Origin of the sequence: Pseudomonas sp. GOM6 (assembly GCF_029537485.1) — a bacterium.
In the GTDB taxonomy this organism is placed as follows: Bacteria; Pseudomonadota; Gammaproteobacteria; order Pseudomonadales; family Pseudomonadaceae; genus Aquipseudomonas.
This window is the reverse complement of sequence record NZ_JARPUS010000003.1, coordinates 237,436-254,774: the sequence shown is the minus strand read 5'-3', so window position 1 is coordinate 254,774 and position 17,339 is coordinate 237,436. Positions and strand designations below refer to the sequence as shown.

General features: G+C 61.7%; 16 protein-coding genes and 4 tRNA genes. 15 read left to right on the top strand and 5 right to left on the bottom strand.

What is annotated here, in order from left to right; translation table 11 throughout:
- The first annotated feature begins 160 nt into the window (after positions 1-160).
- From aruF to P7A97_RS05745, 11 genes are all read left to right on the top strand, one after another.
- Positions 161-1,177 carry an arginine/ornithine succinyltransferase subunit alpha gene (aruF, locus tag P7A97_RS05795; RefSeq protein WP_277688986.1) on the top strand — a complete coding sequence of 339 codons (1,017 nt, stop codon included), beginning with the start codon at positions 161-163 and terminating at the stop codon, positions 1,175-1,177.
- A 96-nt stretch (positions 1,178-1,273) separates the two neighbouring features.
- Positions 1,274-2,299, top strand: coding sequence for an arginine N-succinyltransferase (astA, locus tag P7A97_RS05790; RefSeq protein ID WP_277688985.1), 1,026 nt, complete (start codon positions 1,274-1,276; stop codon positions 2,297-2,299).
- Positions 2,296-3,759 (top strand): succinylglutamate-semialdehyde dehydrogenase, encoded by a 1,464-nt coding sequence (gene astD, locus P7A97_RS05785; RefSeq protein ID WP_277688984.1) that lies wholly within the window; start codon positions 2,296-2,298, stop codon positions 3,757-3,759. Before astA ends, astD begins: the two co-directional genes overlap by 4 nt.
- Positions 3,759-5,105 carry an N-succinylarginine dihydrolase gene (astB, locus tag P7A97_RS05780; RefSeq protein WP_277688983.1) on the top strand — a complete coding sequence of 449 codons (1,347 nt, stop codon included), beginning with the start codon at positions 3,759-3,761 and terminating at the stop codon, positions 5,103-5,105. The genes astD and astB overlap by 1 nt, the downstream gene beginning before the upstream one ends.
- An 11-nt stretch (positions 5,106-5,116) precedes the next feature.
- A complete protein-coding gene (locus P7A97_RS05775; RefSeq protein WP_277688982.1) occupies positions 5,117-5,401 on the top strand; it encodes a topoisomerase II in 285 nt (94 codons plus the stop codon).
- 9 nt (positions 5,402-5,410) lie between these two features.
- A complete protein-coding gene (gene astE, locus P7A97_RS05770) occupies positions 5,411-6,403 on the top strand; it encodes a succinylglutamate desuccinylase (RefSeq protein WP_277688981.1) in 993 nt (330 codons plus the stop codon).
- A gap of 186 nt (positions 6,404-6,589) precedes the next feature.
- Positions 6,590-9,214: an alanine--tRNA ligase gene (gene alaS / locus P7A97_RS05765; RefSeq protein ID WP_277688980.1), complete on the top strand. Its 2,625-nt coding sequence runs from the start codon at positions 6,590-6,592 to the stop codon at positions 9,212-9,214.
- Positions 9,215-9,315: 101 nt separating this feature from the next.
- Positions 9,316-10,554 carry an aspartate kinase gene (locus tag P7A97_RS05760; protein ID WP_277688979.1) on the top strand — a complete coding sequence of 413 codons (1,239 nt, stop codon included), beginning with the start codon at positions 9,316-9,318 and terminating at the stop codon, positions 10,552-10,554.
- A 188-nt stretch (positions 10,555-10,742) separates the two neighbouring features.
- On the top strand, positions 10,743-10,928 hold the full coding sequence (csrA, locus tag P7A97_RS05755; RefSeq protein ID WP_003244478.1) for a carbon storage regulator CsrA: 186 nt from the start codon (positions 10,743-10,745) through the stop codon (positions 10,926-10,928).
- 61 nt (positions 10,929-10,989) lie between these two features.
- Positions 10,990-11,080, top strand: a tRNA-Ser gene (locus P7A97_RS05750).
- 104 nt (positions 11,081-11,184) lie between these two features.
- Positions 11,185-11,261, top strand: a tRNA-Arg gene (locus tag P7A97_RS05745).
- A gap of 39 nt (positions 11,262-11,300) precedes the next feature.
- Here the strand turns inward: P7A97_RS05745 and P7A97_RS05740 are convergent.
- Positions 11,301-11,801 carry a hypothetical protein gene (locus tag P7A97_RS05740; protein WP_277688978.1) on the bottom strand — a complete coding sequence of 167 codons (501 nt, stop codon included), beginning with the start codon at positions 11,799-11,801 and terminating at the stop codon, positions 11,301-11,303.
- A 306-nt stretch (positions 11,802-12,107) separates the two neighbouring features.
- Between P7A97_RS05740 and mgtE the strand changes: the two genes are divergently transcribed.
- A complete protein-coding gene (gene mgtE / locus P7A97_RS05735; protein WP_277688977.1) occupies positions 12,108-13,550 on the top strand; it encodes a magnesium transporter in 1,443 nt (480 codons plus the stop codon).
- A 54-nt stretch (positions 13,551-13,604) separates the two neighbouring features.
- Here the strand turns inward: mgtE and P7A97_RS05730 are convergent, their stop codons facing one another.
- Positions 13,605-13,934 carry an Arc family DNA-binding protein gene (locus P7A97_RS05730; protein ID WP_277689021.1) on the bottom strand — a complete coding sequence of 110 codons (330 nt, stop codon included), beginning with the start codon at positions 13,932-13,934 and terminating at the stop codon, positions 13,605-13,607.
- A 356-nt stretch (positions 13,935-14,290) separates the two neighbouring features.
- Between P7A97_RS05730 and P7A97_RS05725 the strand changes: the two genes are divergently transcribed.
- Positions 14,291-14,367: transfer RNA gene (locus P7A97_RS05725), tRNA-Arg, on the top strand.
- A 106-nt stretch (positions 14,368-14,473) separates the two neighbouring features.
- Here the strand turns inward: P7A97_RS05725 and P7A97_RS05720 are convergent.
- The 3 genes from P7A97_RS05720 to mobA form a co-directional block, all read right to left on the bottom strand.
- Positions 14,474-14,550, bottom strand: a tRNA-Pro gene (locus tag P7A97_RS05720).
- Positions 14,551-14,650: 100 nt separating this feature from the next.
- Positions 14,651-14,872 (bottom strand): YgdI/YgdR family lipoprotein, encoded by a 222-nt coding sequence (locus P7A97_RS05715; protein WP_277688976.1) that lies wholly within the window; start codon positions 14,870-14,872, stop codon positions 14,651-14,653.
- 60 nt (positions 14,873-14,932) lie between these two features.
- Entirely contained in the window at positions 14,933-15,532 is a 600-nt protein-coding gene (mobA, locus tag P7A97_RS05710) for a molybdenum cofactor guanylyltransferase MobA (protein ID WP_277688975.1), read from the bottom strand.
- A gap of 65 nt (positions 15,533-15,597) precedes the next feature.
- Between mobA and moaB the strand changes: the two genes are divergently transcribed.
- Together moaB and glp are read left to right on the top strand one after the other, a co-directional pair.
- Positions 15,598-16,137 carry a molybdenum cofactor biosynthesis protein B gene (gene moaB / locus P7A97_RS05705; RefSeq protein ID WP_277688974.1) on the top strand — a complete coding sequence of 180 codons (540 nt, stop codon included), beginning with the start codon at positions 15,598-15,600 and terminating at the stop codon, positions 16,135-16,137.
- Positions 16,134-17,330 (top strand): gephyrin-like molybdotransferase Glp, encoded by a 1,197-nt coding sequence (gene glp, locus P7A97_RS05700; RefSeq protein ID WP_277688973.1) that lies wholly within the window; start codon positions 16,134-16,136, stop codon positions 17,328-17,330. Before moaB ends, glp begins: the two co-directional genes overlap by 4 nt.
- Positions 17,331-17,339 lie beyond the last annotated feature (9 nt).

The window sequence follows — 17,339 nt, the reverse complement described above, 5'->3', positions numbered from 1 at the left end:
GGCGTAGGACGCGCCGCCTCTATTCTCAGGATGAGCAGCTCCATGCGTGATCGGACAGTGGTTCCGGTCTTTCTCCAGATGGGCGTCCCCAAGCCCTCTGGGGCTTTTATTCGAGGTCGCTCCGGTGTGCGGAGCGCGGTTCCGGGAGAGGAGTAACGTCATGCTGGTGATGCGCCCCGCGCAAATGTCCGACCTTGCCGAAGTGCAGCGTCTGGCGGCGGACAGCCCGGTGGGCGTGACGTCGCTGCCGGATGATGCCAATCGCCTGCGCGACAAGATCGCGGCATCGGAGGCTTCCTTTGCCGCCGAGGTCAGCTTCAACGGCGAGGAGAGCTACTTCTTCGTCCTCGAAGACAGCACCAGCGGCAAGCTGGTCGGCTGCTCGGCCATCGTCGCCTCGGCGGGCTACTCGGAGCCTTTCTACAGCTTCCGCAACGAGACCTTCGTGCACGCCGCCCGCGAGCTGAAGATCCACAACAAGATTCACGTCCTCTCGCTGTGCCATGACCTGACCGGCAACAGCCTGCTGACCAGCTTCTACGTGCAGCGCGACCTGGTCGACAGCCCGTACGCCGAGCTCAATTCCCGCGGCCGTCTGCTGTTCATGGCCGGCCAGCCGGAGCGCTTCGCCGATGCGGTGGTGGTGGAGATCGTCGGCCACAGCGACGAGCAGGGTGATTCGCCGTTCTGGGATGCAGTCGGGCGCAATTTCTTCGACATGAACTACGCCGAGGCCGAGCGCCTGTGCGGCCTGAAGAGCCGCACCTTCCTCGCCGAGCTGATGCCGCATTACCCGATCTACGTGCCGCTGCTGCCGGACAGCGCCCAGGAAGCCATGGGCCAGGTGCATCCACGGGCGCAGATCACCTTCGACATCCTGATGCGCGAAGGCTTCGAGACCGATCACTACATCGACATCTTCGACGGTGGCCCGACCCTGCACGCGCGCACGTCCGGTATCCGTTCCATCGCCCAGAGCCGGGTGGTGCCGGTGCGCATCGGTGATCCTACCAAGGGCGGCCGCCAGTACCTGGTGAGTAACGGCCAGCTGCAGGATTTCCGCGCCATCATCGCCGACCTCGACTGGGTGCCCGGCAAGCCGGTGACCCTCAGTGCCGAAGCGGCCGAGGCCCTGAGCGTCGGCGAAGGTGCCAGCGTCCGGTTGGTCGCGGTTTAACGCATTCACGCCTTCTCCCCGGGAGAAGGTGGCCCAGCAGGGCTGCATGAGGGTGCTCCCTCGGTCCCCGCAAGTGGGGATAACTCTGGAGGATTTATGATCGTTCGTCCCGTCCGTAGTACCGATCTGCCGGCGCTGATCGACCTGGCCCGCAGTACTGGCACAGGTCTGACCACGCTGCCGGCCAACGAGGCGCGCCTGACGCACCGGGTCGGCTGGGCGGAAAAGACTTTCAATGGCGACGTCGAGCGCGCCGATGCCGACTACCTGTTCGTGCTGGAAGACGACGACGGCAAGGTCGTCGGCATCTCCGCCGTGGCCGGAGCCGTGGGCCTGCGTGAGCCCTGGTACAACTACCGGGTCGGCCTCACCGTCAGCGCCTCGCAGGAGCTGAAAATCCACCGCGAGATTCCCACCCTGTTCCTGGCCAACGACCTGACCGGCAACTCCGAGCTGTGCTCGTTGTTCCTGCATGCCGATTACCGCACGGGGCTCAATGGCCGTCTGCTGTCCAAGGCGCGCATGCTGTTCATCGCCGAATTCCGCGAGCTGTTCGGCAACAAGGTGATCGCCGAAATGCGCGGCATGTCCGACGCGCAGGGGCGCTCGCCGTTCTGGGACAGCCTGGGCCGGCACTTCTTCAAGATGGAGTTCGGCCAGGCCGATTACCTCACCGGCGTCGGCAACAAGGCCTTCATCGCCGAGCTGATGCCCAAGTTCCCGCTCTATACCTGCTTCCTGTCCGAAGCGGCACGAGCCGTGATCGGTCAGGTGCACCCCGACACCGAGCCAGCGCTGGCCATGCTCAAGGGCGAGGGTTTCAGCTACCAGGGCTATGTCGACATCTTCGATGCCGGTCCGGCCATCGAGGTGGAAACCGACAAGATTCGCGCCGTGCGCGACAGCCAGACCCTGGTGCTGGCCATCGGCACTCCGGGCGAAGACGCCATCCCCTATCTGATTCACAACCGCAAGCGCGAAGACTGCCGCATCACCGCCGCGCCGGCGCGTGCCGCCGCGGGCACCCTGGTGGTCGACCCGCTGACCGCCAAGCGCCTGCAGCTGAGCGCCGGCAGCCAGGTGCGTGCCGTGCCGCTGTCGGCCAAGGAGAGCAAGCAATGACCGCTCATTACATCGCCGGCAGTTGGCAGGCAGGGCAGGGCGAGGCCTTCGATTCGCTCAATCCGGTCTCGCAGGAGGCTGTGTGGACTGGCCAGGGCGCCAGTGCCGCGCAGGTCGAACAGGCCGTGGCTGCCGCCCGCGCCGCCTTCCCGGTCTGGGCGCGCCGTTCGCTGGACGAGCGCATCGCCGTGCTCGAGCAGTTCGCCGCCACCCTCAAGGCACACAGTGACGAGCTGGCCCGCACCATCGGCGAGGAGACCGGCAAGCCGCTGTGGGAGTCCGCCACCGAGGTGACCAGCATGGTCAACAAGGTCGCCATCTCCATCCAGAGCTACCGCGAGCGTACCGGCGAGAAAAGCGGTCCGCTGGCCGACGCCACCGCCGTGCTGCGTCACAAGCCGCATGGCGTGGTCGCCGTGTTCGGCCCCTACAACTTCCCTGGCCACCTGCCCAACGGCCATATCGTGCCGGCACTGCTGGCCGGCAACGCGGTGGTGTTCAAGCCCAGCGAGCTGACCCCCAAGGTTGCCGAGTTGACGGTCAAGTGCTGGATCGAGGCCGGTCTGCCGGCCGGCGTGCTCAACCTGGTGCAGGGTGCCCGTGAAACCGGTGTGGCTCTGGCCGGTAGTGCCGGCATCGATGGCCTGTTCTTCACCGGCTCCAGTCGCACCGGCAATCTGCTGCACAGCCAGTTCGCCGGCCGCCCGGACAAGATCCTGGCGCTGGAGATGGGCGGCAACAACCCGTTGGTGGTGGATGAGGTCAAGGATATCGACGCCGCCGTCTACACCATCATTCAGTCCGCTTTTATTTCTGCCGGTCAGCGTTGCACCTGCGCCCGTCGTCTGCTGGTGCCGGTCGGCGCCTGGGGCGATGCCTTGCTGGCGCGCCTGGTGGCGGTGGCCTCGACCATCAAGGTCGGTGCCTTTGATGAACAGCCGGCGCCCTTCATGGGTTCGGTGATCTCTCTGGACGCCGCCCAGCATCTGCTCAAGGCCCAGCACCACCTGATCGACAAGGGCGCCCAGGTGCTGCTGGAGATGATCCAGCCGGTGCACGGCGCCGCGCTGCTGACCCCGGGCATCCTCGACGTGACTCAGGTTGCCGAACGCATCGACGAGGAGTTCTTCGGGCCGTTGTTGCAGGTGATCCGCTACGACGGCTTCGACGCCGCCATCGCCGAGGCCAACAACACCCAATACGGCCTGGCTGCCGGCCTGCTGTCTGAGTCCGCCGAACGCTACCAGCAGTTCCTGATCGAGAGCCGCGCCGGCATCGTCAACTGGAACAAGCAGCTGACCGGCGCCGCCAGCAGCGCGCCGTTCGGCGGCGTGGGGGCCTCCGGCAACCATCGCGCCAGTGCCTACTACGCGGCCGACTATTGCGCCTATCCGGTCGCCTCACTGGAAAGTGAAACCCTGAGCCTGCCCGCCACCCTGACCCCGGGAGTGAGTCTGTGATGTCCGCCTATGAAATGAACTTCGACGGCCTGGTCGGCCCCACCCACAACTACGGTGGCCTGTCCTACGGCAACGTGGCTTCGCAGAGCAACAGCCAGGCGGTCTCCAACCCCAAGGAAGCGGCCAAGCAGGGCCTGGGCAAGATGAAGGCGCTGATGGACATGGGCTTCAAGCAGGGCGTGTTCGCCCCGCAGGAGCGCCAGGACGTCGCCGCCCTGCGCAGCCTCGGCTTTACCGGTAGCGATGCCGAGGTGGTCGCCAAGGCCGCCAAGGAAGCCATGCCGCTACTGGCTGCCTGCAGCTCTGCGTCGAGCATGTGGACGGCCAACTCCTGCACCGTCAGCCCCAGCGCCGATACGGCGGATGGCCGGGTGCATTTCACCGCCGCCAACCTCAACTGCAAGTTCCACCGCTCGATCGAACATCCGACCACCAGCCGGGTGCTGCGCGCCATGTTCAACAACGAAGCGCATTTCGCCCACCACGCCGCGCTGCCGGCGGTAGGTCAGTTCGGTGACGAGGGGGCGGCCAACCACACGCGCTTCTGCAAGAGCTACGGCGAGGCCGGCGTGGAGTTCTTCGTGTTCGGTCGCAGCGCCTTCGACAGCCGCTTCCCGGCGCCGCAGCGCTACCCGGCGCGGCAGACCCTGGAAGCCTGCCAGGCGGTGGCCCGCCTGCACGGACTGGGTGACGAGGGTGTGGTCTATGCCCAGCAGAACCCGGCGGTGATCGACCAGGGCGTGTTCCACAACGACGTGATCTCGGTGGGCAACGGCGAGGTGCTGTTCTATCACCAGGATGCCTTCCTCGACACCGACAAGGTACTGGCCGAGCTGGGCGACAAGCTGGCCCGTCGCGGCGGCAACTTCCAGGCCGTGCGCGTGCCATCCAGCGCGGTGAGCGTGGAGGATGCGGTGCGCTCCTACCTGTTCAACAGCCAGCTGCTGACCCGCGCCGATGGCAGCATGCTGCTGATCGTGCCGGAGGAGTGCCGTCATAATTCCAACGTGTGGAGCTACCTGAACGAGCTGACCAGCGGTCATGGCCCGATCCGCGAAGTGAAGGTGTTCGATCTCAAGCAGAGCATGCAGAACGGTGGTGGGCCGGCCTGCCTGCGCCTACGCGTGGCGCTCAAGGAAGAGGAGTTCTCGGCGGTCAACCCGGGTGTGGTGATGACCCCTGAGCTGTTCACCACCCTCAACACCTGGGTCGACAAGCACTACCGCGATCGCCTGGCGGAAAGCGACCTGGCCGACCCGCAACTGCTGATTGAGTGCCGGACGGCATTGGATGAACTGACGCAGATCCTTAAACTGGGCTCCGTCTATCCTTTCCAACTCGCCTGAGAGCACTGAACATGTCCGAAGCCCTGCAACTGATTCTCGAAGATACCGACGGCACCCAGCTGGAAACCTCCTGCACCCGCTTTGCCGTGGTTTGGCAGGGCAAGGAAGTGTGGATCCAGGCTGTTGGTGATCAGCTGCTGATTGGCGTCGACGTGGAAGAGGGCGATACCGAATACGCCAATCTGCTGCTGCGCCCGCAAGCAACCAACCTGGTCGGCCTGCAGCTGGAGATGGAGCCGGCCGATCTGGCGGGCGACGACGATGACCATGTGCATGGTCCCGACTGCAAACATTGAGGTGACCCCATGCTCGCCCTCGGCAAACTGCTCGAACTGACCCTGGCCGGCCGCGAGCCGACCGAGAAGATTCAGCTGACCCGCGAGGGCGCGCGCCTGCACTGGCTGGGTGAGGGCGCACTGGAAGTGACGCCCGCCAGCCACGAAGACAGCGGTCTCGACCTGCTGTTGTCGGCCGGTATCCACGGCAACGAAACGGCGCCGATCGAGCTGCTCGATCGCCTGCTACAGGCCATCGCCTCCGGCGAACTGCTGCCCAAGGTGCGCATGCTGTTTCTGTTCGGCAACCCAGAGGCCATGCGCCGCGGCGAGCGTTACGTGGAGCAGGACATCAATCGCCTGTTCGATGGGCGTCATGAGCAGAGCAGCGGTTTCGAGGCGCTGCGCGCCAACGAGCTGGAACGTTATGCGGCGTCTTTCTTCTGCAAGGAAGGCCGGGCGCGTCTGCATTACGACCTGCATACGGCCATTCGTGGCTCGAAGATCGAGCAGTTCGCCCTGTATCCCTATGTCGAAGGCCGCCAGCATTCGCGCGCCGAGCTGGCCCGCCTCAACGCCGCCGGCATCGACGCCGTGCTGCTGCAGCGCAAGACCGGCATCACCTTCAGCTCATACACCTACGCGCGCCTGGGCGCCGAGGCTTTCACCCTGGAGCTGGGCAAGGCGCGACCGTTCGGGCAGAACGAAGCGGTCAACCTCGACCTGCTGGAAGCCCGCCTGCGTCAGCTGGTGGAGCAATGCGAGCCGGAGACCGAGTCGCTGGAGGGGCTGCAGCTGTTCGCCGTGGCCCGCGAGGTGATCAAGCACAGCGACGCCTTCCAGCTGCATCTGCCGGCCGATATCGAGAACTTCACCGAGCTGGAGCCAGGCTTCCTGCTGGCCGAGGACATCGCCGGTACCCGTTGGCTGGTGGAGGAAGAGGGCGCGCGCATCATCTTCCCCAATCCCAAGGTGAAGAACGGCCTGCGCGCCGGCATCCTGATCGTTCCCACCACCCTCTGATCCTTCGCTTTCGCCGGAAGGGGGCGGGCGGGCTGGTTTGATCCACTCGCCCTGTGACCGGCTCATGGTCTGATAGTCGTTTTCTATCCAATTTCCCTGTAAACGGGCTGTCCATGCTGCGCGGGGCCGATATAATGCGGCCCTTTGCCGGTGTTAGCCGTGCGGCCGTTTGCCTGGATGAAATAGATGAAAAGCGCAGAAATCCGTGAAGCCTTCCTCCGCTTCTTCGAAGAGAAGGGGCACACCCGCGTTGCCTCCAGTTCGCTGATTCCGGCGAACGACCCGACCCTGCTGTTCACTAATGCCGGCATGAACCAGTTCAAGGACTGCTTCCTCGGCCTGGAAAAGCGCGCTTACACCCGCGCCACCACCAGCCAAAAGTGTGTGCGTGCCGGTGGCAAGCACAACGACCTGGAAAACGTCGGCTACACCGCGCGCCACCACACCTTCTTCGAAATGCTGGGCAACTTCAGCTTCGGTGACTATTTCAAGCGCGACGCCATTACCTACGCCTGGGAGTTCCTGACCAGCGACAAGTGGCTGAACCTGCCGAAAGAAAAGCTCTGGGTCACCGTCTACGCCACCGATGACGAGGCCTATGACATCTGGCACAAGGAAGTCGGCATCCCGGCCGAGCGCATGATCCGCATCGGCGACAACAAGGGTGCGCCCTACGCCTCTGACAACTTCTGGGCGATGGGCGATACCGGCCCGTGTGGCCCCTGCACCGAGATCTTCTTCGACCACGGCGAGCACATCTGGGGCGGCCCGCCCGGCTCGCCGGAAGAAGACGGCGACCGCTACATCGAGATCTGGAACAACGTGTTCATGCAGTTCAACCGCACTGCGGACGGCGTGTTGCACCCGCTGCCGGCGCCGAGCGTGGACACCGGCATGGGGCTGGAGCGCATCAGTGCCGTGCTGCAGCACGTCAATTCCAACTACGAGATCGACCTGTTCCAGAGCCTGCTCAATGCCGCGGCCAAGGCCATCGGCTGCGCCAACGAAGGCCAGGCCTCGCTGAAAGTCGTCGCCGACCATATCCGTTCCTGCGGTTTCCTCATCGCCGACGGCGTGACGCCGTCCAACGAAGGCCGCGGCTATGTACTGCGCCGCATCGTGCGCCGCGCCTGCCGTCACGGCAACAAGCTGGGCGCCAAGGGCAGCTTCTTCTACCAGATCGTCGCCGCGCTGGTGGCCGAGATGGGCGAAGCCTTCCCCGAACTCAAACAGCAGCAGGCGCATATCGAGCGTGTGCTGAAAACCGAGGAAGAACAGTTCGCCAAGACCCTGGAGCAGGGCCTGAAGATTCTCGAGCAGGATCTGGCCGGCTTGCAGGGTTCGGTGATTCCGGGCGATATCGTGTTCAAGCTGTACGACACCTACGGCTTCCCGGTCGACCTGACCGGCGACATCGCCCGCGAGCGCGAGCTGACCCTCGACGAAGAAGGCTTCGAGCGCGAGATGGAGGCGCAGCGTGAGCGCGCCCGTTCCGCCAGTGCCTTCGGTATGGACTACAACAGCCTGGTCAAGGTCGACGGCGATACCCGTTTCCTCGGCTATGACAGCACCAGTGCCAGCGGCAAGGTCGTTGCCCTGTTCAAGGCCGGAGCTGCCGTCGACAGTCTCGCCGAGGGCGAGGAGGGCGTTGTGGTGCTGGACCAGACCCCGTTCTACGCCGAGTCCGGCGGCCAGGTCGGTGACTGTGGCTACCTGGAAAGCGCCGGCGTGCGCTTCGATGTGCGCGATACCACCAAGGCTGGCGGTGCGTTCCTGCACCACGGCGTGGTCGCCAAGGGTGGTCTGAGTGTGGGGGCTTCGCTGAAGGCCGAAGTGGATGCCTCGGTGCGCCAGGCCACCGCGCTGAACCACTCCGCCACTCACCTGCTGCATGCCGCACTGCGTCAGGTGCTCGGTGAGCACGTACAGCAGAAAGGCTCGCTCGTCGACAGCCAGCGCCTGCGCTTCGACTTCAGTCACTTCGAAGCGATCAAGCCTGAGCAGCTGAAAGCATTGGAGGACCTGGTCAACGCCGAAATTCGCAAGAACTCCATGGTCGAGACCGAGGAAACCGATATCGAGACCGCCAAGGCCAAGGGTGCCATGGCGCTGTTCGGTGAGAAGTATGGCGACGACGTACGCGTGCTGACCATGGGCGGCGGCTTCTCCGTCGAGCTGTGCGGCGGTACGCATGTGTCGCGCACCGGCGACATTGGCCTGCTCAAGATCACCAGTGAAGGTGGTGTGGCGGCGGGTGTGCGTCGTATCGAGGCAGTTACCGGTGCTGCCGCGCTGGCTTGGTTGAACGGTGCCGAAGAGCAGCTCAAGGAAGCGGCCAGCCTGGTCAAGGGCAGTCGCGACAACGTGCTGGACAAGCTGTCCGCACTGATCGAGCGCAACCGTCAGCTGGAGAAGGAGCTGGAGCAGCTCAAGGCCAAGGCTGCCAGTGCGGCGGGCAACGATCTCGCCGGCGCGGCCGTGGACGTCAAGGGCGTCAAGGTGCTCGCTTCGCGTCTCGATGGTTTGGATGGCAAGGCCCTGCTGGCGATGGTCGACCAGCTGAAAAACAAGCTGGGCAGCGCGGTGATCCTGCTGGGCGGTGTGTTCGAAGACAAGGTGGTGCTGGTTGCCGGCGTTACCCAGGACCTGACCGCCAAGCTCAAGGCGGGTGATCTGATGAAGCAGGCGGCAGCGGCCGTGGGCGGCAAGGGCGGTGGTCGCCCGGACATGGCCCAGGGCGGCGGCACCGACGCCGGCAAGCTGGATGAGGCGCTGGCGCTGGCCGCCAGCTCCGTCGACAGCGCGCTGTAAGGTTGATAAGACAAGGCCTGCAGTGCGTCCGGCAGGCCTTGGCAGTGTGACCCGTTGCGGGTCTAATGGGCGCCCTTCGGGGAATCAGGCGGCTTTTTGACATGGCTTTGATCGTACAGAAGTTTGGGGGCACCTCAGTCGGCACCGTCGAGCGTATTCAGCAGGTGGCCGAAAAGGTGAAGAAGTTCCGCGAGAAGGGCGACGACATCGTCGTCGTGGTTTCCGCCATGAGTGGCGAAACCAATCGCCTGATCGATCTGGCCAAGCAGGTCAGCGACGGTCAGCCGGTACCGCGTGAACTGGATGTGATGGTGTCCACAGGGGAGCAGGTGACCATTGCTCTGCTGGCCATGGCGCTGATCAAACTCGATGTGCCGGCGGTCTCCTATACCGGTAATCAGGTGCGCATTCTCACCGACAGCGCGCACAACAAGGCGCGTATTCTGCAGATCGATGACGCCAAGATTCGCGCCGATCTCAAGGCCGGTCGTGTGGTCGTGGTCGCTGGCTTCCAGGGCGTGGACGAGCAAGGCAATATCACCACGCTCGGTCGCGGCGGCTCCGATACGACTGGCGTGGCCCTGGCTGCTGCGCTCAAGGCCGACGAATGCCAGATCTATACCGACGTCGATGGTGTCTATACCACCGACCCGCGCGTAGTGCCCAAGGCCCAGCGCCTGGACAAGATCACCTTCGAAGAGATGCTGGAGATGGCCAGCCTTGGCTCCAAGGTGCTGCAGATCCGCTCGGTGGAGTTCGCCGGCAAGTACAACGTCCCGCTGCGCGTGCTGCACAGCTTCCAGGAGGGTCCGGGTACCCTCATTACCCTTGATGAAGAGGAATCCATGGAACAGCCGATCATCTCCGGCATCGCCTTCAATCGCGACGAAGCCAAGCTGACCATCCGTGGTGTGCCGGATATTCCGGGCGTGGCCTTCAAGATCCTCGGCCCGATCAGTGCCGCGAACATCGAGGTGGACATGATCGTGCAGAACGTGGCGCACGATAACACCACCGACTTTACCTTCACCGTGCACCGCAACGACTACAACAGCGCCATGGGCGTGTTGGAGGACACGGCTCGCGAACTGGGCGCTCGTGAGGTCATCGGCGACATCAATATCGCCAAGGTCTCTATCGTCGGTGTTGGTATGCGCTCCCATGCCGGTGTCGCCAGTCGCATGTTCGAGGCGTTGGCCAAGGAGACCATCAATATCCAGATGATCTCCACGTCCGAGATCAAGGTGTCGGTGGTGATTGAAGAGAAATACCTGGAGCTGGCTGTGCGTGCCTTGCACACTGCCTTCGAGCTGGATGCTCCAGCCCGACAGGTTGAGTAATGGTTGATCCGAAAGGCGCGGCTGATCCGCGCCTTTCGCGTTTTTGAGCGGTTTGGCGGGGAACTTTCCTTTTGCCCGGGCTGGTCAATACTTGGGTGAAGGTCGTGGCTTGAACAGGGCGCGGCTGCCACCATTTTTATTTCTGCAGACTAGTTGTTCTGAACATTGAAATCCGTGAGGAGAAAGGAATGCTGATTCTGACTCGCCGGGTCGGAGAGACCCTGATGGTGGGTGATGATGTCACTGTCACCGTGTTGGGCGTGAAAGGTAACCAGGTACGGATCGGCGTTAACGCTCCGAAGGAAGTTGCCGTGCACCGCGAAGAGATCTACCAGCGCATCCAGAAAGAAAAGGGTGACGAACCAAGCCATTAATTTTTATAAAAATTTTGGTTTGCAAACGGGGAAAACATGGTTATCATGCGCCCCGTGTTGCGGAGAGGTGGCCGAGTGGCCGAAGGCGCTCCCCTGCTAAGGGAGTACACCTCAAAAGGGTGTCGGGGGTTCGAATCCCCCCTTCTCCGCCATATTCACAACCTAGGTTGTGTTGGTGCTAAGTCAGATAAGTTATTGAATTTATTCTGAAAAGTGCTTGACCGAAAAGTTAAGCTCTCTATAATGCGCCACCCACGCACTCATAGCTCAGCTGGATAGAGTACCCGGCTACGAACCGGGCGGTCGGAGGTTCGAATCCTCCTGAGTGCGCCATTAGCCAAAAGGCCCGCATTAATGCGGGCCTTTTGCATTTCAGCGTTTTTTCTTTACGCAGCCTGCCTCGTCGAAGATGACTTGCCGCTTGTTTCCTTGCTGGTCGTCGTAGTGGTAGCGAGTATCGCCGTTCTGTGTGGTGATCTTGTCGGGCTCGCCAAGGGCGCTTTCTATATCGGCCTGGGTCATGCCGCTGCGCACTTGCTTGCGGATCATGGCGGTGCGCCGTTCGGTGCCTGTCACCTGGTTGCCGCATCCGTCTTGCTTGCTGCCAACTATCGTCAATTCCTGGTCGTGGTCGCTCGTTCCCTTATCTTTGGCTGCTTTCTTCTTGGTTTTTGCCATGGGGACGGCTTTTCCTTGTCCTGGGGAAGGGTTGTAAGCGTTGTGCAGGGATTGATTGGTGTGGCTGGGGCAGCCGCTCAGCGTGAAGCTAATACGCCCATTCTCGTCTTCGCAGCGAAATACGGTGGATGCCTGGATTTCGGTGGTCTGTACAAAAAAGAATGCGCAGAGCGTTGCGCAGATTGGTCGCAGCATCATTCGTCCTCCTTGACGTTCGCTTAACAGGCTAGCCGAGCTTCCTTGGGGTGCCAGCGTGCCTTGTGAACTGGCGCAAGCGTCGGAGAAACAAGTTGAAGGCAATGGCGCAAGCGCTTGTTCTAGGCGTCATTTGGTCGCCCTGGATGTGGCTGGCGGTGCTATCATTGTCAAGTCAGCCCCGTCGGGGCTTGTGGAATACCACCATGGACTTACCCAGTAGTTACTCAAAAATTCCCCCGCCCAATCGTGTATTGACTGATTGACCCTCGCGGCGCGCCCTGCTGCTGGGGTGGAGCGTGCCGCATGACTGAAGTAGAAGCCAAAAAGCCGCAAGAAAGCCTGCAGGATCGCCTTGCTCAGGTGATCGAGCTATTGCATCGCCACAAGCTGGTTGAGGGGTTGACCCATCGCCAGGAAGGGCAGCATCAGGATCTTGTTGAAAATCTGGTGCACCGTCAGAACCTCGTTGAGCTCCAGCGTAAGCTGGATGATCTGCACTCTGCCGACGTGGCTCATATTCTCGAAGCGCTCCCGCTTGATGACCGACTGACTGTCTGGCAGTTGGTCAAGGCCGAGCGTGACGGCGATATCCTGCTCGAAGTGTCTGACGCGGTTCGCGAGTCGTTGATCGCCGATATGGATGATCACGAAATCCTCGCCGCGGCCCGGGATATGGATGCGGATGAGCTGGCCGATCTGGCGCCAGAGTTGCCGCGTGACGTGGTCTTCGAGCTCATGGAGAGCCTGGATGCTCAGCAGCGCGAGCGTGTGCGCTCGGCACTCTCCTATGAAGAGGATCAGGTCGGTGCGCTGATGGACTTCGAGATGGTCACCATCCGCGAAGATGTCAGTCTGGAGGTGGTGCTGCGTTATCTGCGCCGTCTCAAGGAGTTGCCGGGGCATACGGACAAACTGTTCGTGGTTGATTACGACGGTGTGCTCAAGGGGGTCCTGCCGATCAAGCGGCTGCTGGTCAATGATCCCGACAAGCAGGTGAGCGAGGTGATGGCCAGTGATCCTGTGAGTTTCCAGCCGGATGAGGATGCTTACGATGCGGCTCAGGCCTTTGAGCGCTACGACCTGATTTCTGCTCCCGTGGTGGAGAAGGATGGCAAGCTGGTTGGGCGTCTGACTATCGATGAAATGGTCGATCTGATTCGCGAGGAAAGTGAAAGCGAAGTGCTGAATATGGCCGGCCTGCGCGAGGAGGAGGATATCTTTGCGTCGGTCTGGAAGTCGGTTGGCAACCGCTGGGCGTGGCTGGCGGTCAACCTGGTCACGGCGTTTCTGGCTTCGCGGGTGATCGGTCTGTTCGAGGGCTCAATTGAGAAGCTGGTAGCGCTGGCGGCGCTGATGCCGATCGTGGCGGGTATCGGTGGAAACTCGGGTAATCAGACAATCACCATGATTGTGCGCGCGATGGCCTTGGATCAGATCAGTACTGGTAATACCTCGCGCCTGTTGCGCAAGGAGCTGGGCGTCGGGTTGATCAACGGGCTGCTTTGGGGGGGGGTAATCGGTGCGGTGGCCTATTGGCTCTACGATAGCTGGTCGCTGGGGCTGGTGATGACCGGTGCGATGACGCTCAATCTGCTGCTTGCGGCGTTGATGGGGGTTCTGATTCCTATGACCTTGATGCGCCTGGGGCGAGATCCGGCCATGGGCGCCAGTGTCATGATCACGGCGATGACCGATAGTGGGGGCTTCTTCATTTTCCTCGGCTTGGCGACACTGTTCCTCCTCTAGGAAAAATCCCCACAAAAAAGCCGGCATTGGCCGGCTTTTTTGTTTCTCTCTGGATCAGGCATCTTCTTCGGTGTTCATGCCTGCATCGTGAGCAATCAGCGCTACGAGGGCGTTCTGCTGGCGATGCGAGAGTTGGCGGAATCGCTGCAGTAGTTCGCGCTCGTGCAGGGAGAGTTCGGGGCTGTCCAGTCGCAAGCTTGGCTCGTCACCCAGGGCACCTTCCTGAAGCAGGCTCTGTTCCAGGCGGGCGATGATTTCCGAGTTCATGCTGCGATGATGATTGCGTGCTACGTCGGAAATGCGCTCGCGCATTCCGTCGGGCAGGCGGACAACGAATTTGTCAGCTGTACGGCTGGAATAAATGGCCTGTTTCATAGGGCGTATATATTAAACCGGTTAGTTCAGGAAAGCGATGCTGGCATTCAGCTATTGAATTATCACTGCTTTGACCATGATAGGCGCTAGCCGTTCAGCCGGTAACCACATCGAATTATTTAGTCGGTCGACTAATTGACGCCAATTACACGACGTATTTTGCATCTGAATGCAGGCGCATTGCCAGCACCAGCTGTCTGAAATGCGCACGGCTAGTCAAAACTGCCTTGTTGGTCAGTTAGTGAGGATTGCTTCAGAGGTTCCTTGGTGCTGGTCGTTTTGTGTTTGGGTGTATTTGGCTGCAGCTAAGAGATTGATGTGCATGACAAATACAGCGCTGCCCGCTACCATTCGGCGCGTCATATGTCCCAGTAGCTCAATTGGATAGAGCATCCCCCTCCTAAGGGGAAGGTTGGAGGTTCGACCCCTCTCTGGGACGCCATAGTGCGATGCTTGGCTCGACGGGGTTGAGTGTGATGAGGTGGCAAAAAAAAACCGGCTATGAGCCGGTTTTTTTATTCAGCCTAGTGCAGGCTGAAATCGGGATTTGGTCGGAGCGACTGGATTCGAACCAGCGACCTTCTCGTCCCGAACGAGACGCGCTACCAAGCTGCGCTACGCTCCGAAGGATGGCGCGCATTTTACCGAAAAAGTTTTGCTGCACAAGGGGTTAGCGAGAAGTTTTTTGTTGCCCCGCATCCAGGCGGGGCATGCATGGGAAATGCCTAAAGCTCTTTGACGGTGATGACCTGGTCTTTATTGATCCGGGCCGGTTTGCCGTCCAGTTGCTCGAATTCGTAGAAGCCCGAGTCTTCATCGAATTCCGGTGTGTCCACGGTCTGAACCTGGCTGCCATCGTTGAGTGTGATCACACTGGGGGTGGCGCAACCGCTCAGGCTGGCGATGCCGAGAAAGGCAAAGCAAAGGTACAGCTTCCGTCGGGTCATGGTTATCTCCTTGATTTCAGTGCAAGTGCTGAATTTCTGACGGAGTTAAGCTAGGTGAGTTCAATCCTTTTTATGCGTCGATGCAGCCTTGAGCAGTTCAGGCGTATTCAGGTTGCTCAATCGAGGATCGTCGGCGGCACATGGGTAGGCCAGGGCATCAAGTCGCTGCAATGCGCGTCTCGGGCTGCGTTCGCCGTCATTCCAGAGCGCCAACAATGCTGGGTACAGGTTTTTAGGCAAGACACAGAACAGCGGTTGCCAGTGCTTATCCTGGCGAACCATCAGCGGTCGCTCTGGCGCCTGCTGCGCAGTCTCCATCAGATCGAGCAACAGTGCCCTGTCCAGGCTTGGTGCGTCGCAGGGTAATACCAGCATCCGGGGGTGCCGGGCCTGGATCAGGCCGGCGAGGATGCCAGCCAACGGTCCCTGAAAGCCTGTTTCAACATCGCTGACCAGATGGTCCGCATAGCTGGCATAGCGCTCGTGATTGCGATTGCAGGAGATGATCAGGTCATCGGTGAGGGCGCGCACCTGCTCATGCAAATGAGCAATCAGGGGCTGTCCACGCCACTCTATCAGGCCCTTATCTTGGCCGCCCATGCGCTGTCCGCGGCCACCGGCCAGCAACAGGATGGAGCAGGGGGCGCGGTGATCGGTCATGGCGGTCTCGGGGTTGGGGCCTGTGATATAACACCGGCCTGTTTTCGCCACAACCGGACCCTGCCATGAGTCACAAGGCCGAGGCGGCTTTCGTGCCGCTGAACATTGCCGTTCTCACTGTAAGCGATACCCGCACTCTACAAACCGATACCTCCGGGCAACTGTTCGTTGACCGGCTTACCGATGCAGGTCACCACCTCGCTGCCCGCGTGTTGTTGAAGGACGATCTGTATCGCATTCGCGCCCAGGTGGCGCAGTGGATTGCCGAGGATGAGGTTCAGGTGGTGCTGATCACCGGTGGAACGGGCTTTACCGGGCGAGACAGCACACCCGAAGCCGTGGCTTGTCTGCTGGACAAGCAGGTCGATGGATTTGGGGAGTATTTCCGGCAGATATCGGTGGGCGACATTGGCACCTCCACCATGCAGTCGCGCGCCCTGGCAGGCCTGGCTAATGGCACGCTGGTCTGTTGTCTGCCTGGCTCCACCAATGCCTGTCGCACGGCCTGGGATGGCATCCTCGCCGAGCAACTGGACAACCGCCACCGTCCCTGCAATTTCGTCGCGCATCTCAAGCCCGTTGATCCCTGTGAGAGTCGTGGATGAGTCTGCTGCCCGTTGAGGATGCGCTTGAACGCCTGCTGACGCTGGCCGAGCAGGCACCGATTCGTGAGCTGCAGGTGTTGCCGCTGGCGGCAGCGGATGGTCGAGTACTGGCGACCGAACTGGTCGCAGGGCTGGATCTACCTCCTTGGCCGAACAGTGCCATGGATGGTTATGCCCTGTGTCTGAGCGATTACAGTGGTGAGGCCTTGCCGGTGAGCCAGCGCATCTTCGCCGGCCACGCGCCGCAGGCGCTGCAGCCAGGCAGCTGTGCGCGAATCTTTACCGGCGCGCCACTGCCACCGGGGGCCGATACGGTGGAGATGCAGGAGAATTGCGAGGTGCTGGCCGACGGTCGTGTGCGTTTCCTTGAGCCGCTGCGCGCAGGGCAAAACGTCCGTGCCCAGGGGCAGGAGACGCGTCGAGGCGAGCTGGTGCTCAATGCAGGTACGCGCCTTGGTCCTGTGGAGCTGGGGTTGGCTGCTTCGCTCGGCTGTGCCCAGCTGCCGGTTCGTCGCAAGCCTCGGGTTGCGGTGCTTTCCACGGGCGACGAGTTGCTCGAGCCAGGCCTGCCGCTTGGTCCCGGTCAGATATACAACAGCAATCGTCGCGTACTGTGCACCTGGCTTCAGCGTTTGGGCTGCGAAGTGGTGGATGCCGGTATTATGCCGGATGACCTAGAGCAAACCCGTCTGGCTCTGGGGGCTCTGGATGAGGTTGATCTGATTCTTTCCACAGGTGGTGTTTCCGTCGGCGAGGCTGATTTTCTCGGCCAGGTACTGCGTGAGGAAGGCGATCTGGCTCTGTGGAAGCTGGCTATCAAGCCAGGTAAGCCGCTGACCTGTGGCCATTACCGCGGCGTTCCGGTGCTGGGTTTGCCTGGCAATCCAGCCTCGACACTGGTGACCTTTGGCCTGTTGGCGCGGCCCTATCTACTGCGACGCCTGGGTGTGGCCGAGGTTGAGCCACTGGCTTTTACGTTGCCGGCAGGTTTTACCTGGGACAAGCCAGGCAGTCGCCGTGAATACCTGCGCGCACGTGTAGAGCATGGGCGTGCTGTGCTCTATACCAATCAGAGCTCTGGCGTGCTGCGCAGCGTTGCCTGGGCCGATGGCCTGGTCGAGGTGATGGAGGGGAGCACCTACGGCGAAGGCGACGCGCTGCGCTTTATTCCGCTGAGCGAATTGCTCGGCTAGGACGTCAGC

Bases quoted from the DNA above. Each gene is read 5' to 3' on its own strand.
- glp (WP_277688973.1), top strand. From the start codon at position 16,134: ATGAGTCTGCTGCCCGTTGAGGATGCGCTTGAACGCCTGCTGACGCTG.
- mgtE (WP_277688977.1), top strand. From the start codon at position 12,108: ATGACTGAAGTAGAAGCCAAAAAGCCGCAAGAAAGCCTGCAGGATCGC.
- moaB (WP_277688974.1), top strand. From the start codon at position 15,598: ATGAGTCACAAGGCCGAGGCGGCTTTCGTGCCGCTGAACATTGCCGTT.
- P7A97_RS05775 (WP_277688982.1), top strand. From the start codon at position 5,117: ATGTCCGAAGCCCTGCAACTGATTCTCGAAGATACCGACGGCACCCAG.
- P7A97_RS05740 (WP_277688978.1), bottom strand. From the start codon at position 11,801: ATGCTGCGACCAATCTGCGCAACGCTCTGCGCATTCTTTTTTGTACAG.
- astA (WP_277688985.1), top strand. From the start codon at position 1,274: ATGATCGTTCGTCCCGTCCGTAGTACCGATCTGCCGGCGCTGATCGAC.
- alaS (WP_277688980.1), top strand. From the start codon at position 6,590: ATGAAAAGCGCAGAAATCCGTGAAGCCTTCCTCCGCTTCTTCGAAGAG.
- csrA (WP_003244478.1), top strand. From the start codon at position 10,743: ATGCTGATTCTGACTCGCCGGGTCGGAGAGACCCTGATGGTGGGTGAT.
- aruF (WP_277688986.1), top strand. From the start codon at position 161: ATGCTGGTGATGCGCCCCGCGCAAATGTCCGACCTTGCCGAAGTGCAG.
- P7A97_RS05715 (WP_277688976.1), bottom strand. From the start codon at position 14,872: ATGACCCGACGGAAGCTGTACCTTTGCTTTGCCTTTCTCGGCATCGCC.
- astE (WP_277688981.1), top strand. From the start codon at position 5,411: ATGCTCGCCCTCGGCAAACTGCTCGAACTGACCCTGGCCGGCCGCGAG.
- P7A97_RS05760 (WP_277688979.1), top strand. From the start codon at position 9,316: ATGGCTTTGATCGTACAGAAGTTTGGGGGCACCTCAGTCGGCACCGTC.
- astD (WP_277688984.1), top strand. From the start codon at position 2,296: ATGACCGCTCATTACATCGCCGGCAGTTGGCAGGCAGGGCAGGGCGAG.
- mobA (WP_277688975.1), bottom strand. From the start codon at position 15,532: ATGACCGATCACCGCGCCCCCTGCTCCATCCTGTTGCTGGCCGGTGGC.
- astB (WP_277688983.1), top strand. From the start codon at position 3,759: ATGTCCGCCTATGAAATGAACTTCGACGGCCTGGTCGGCCCCACCCAC.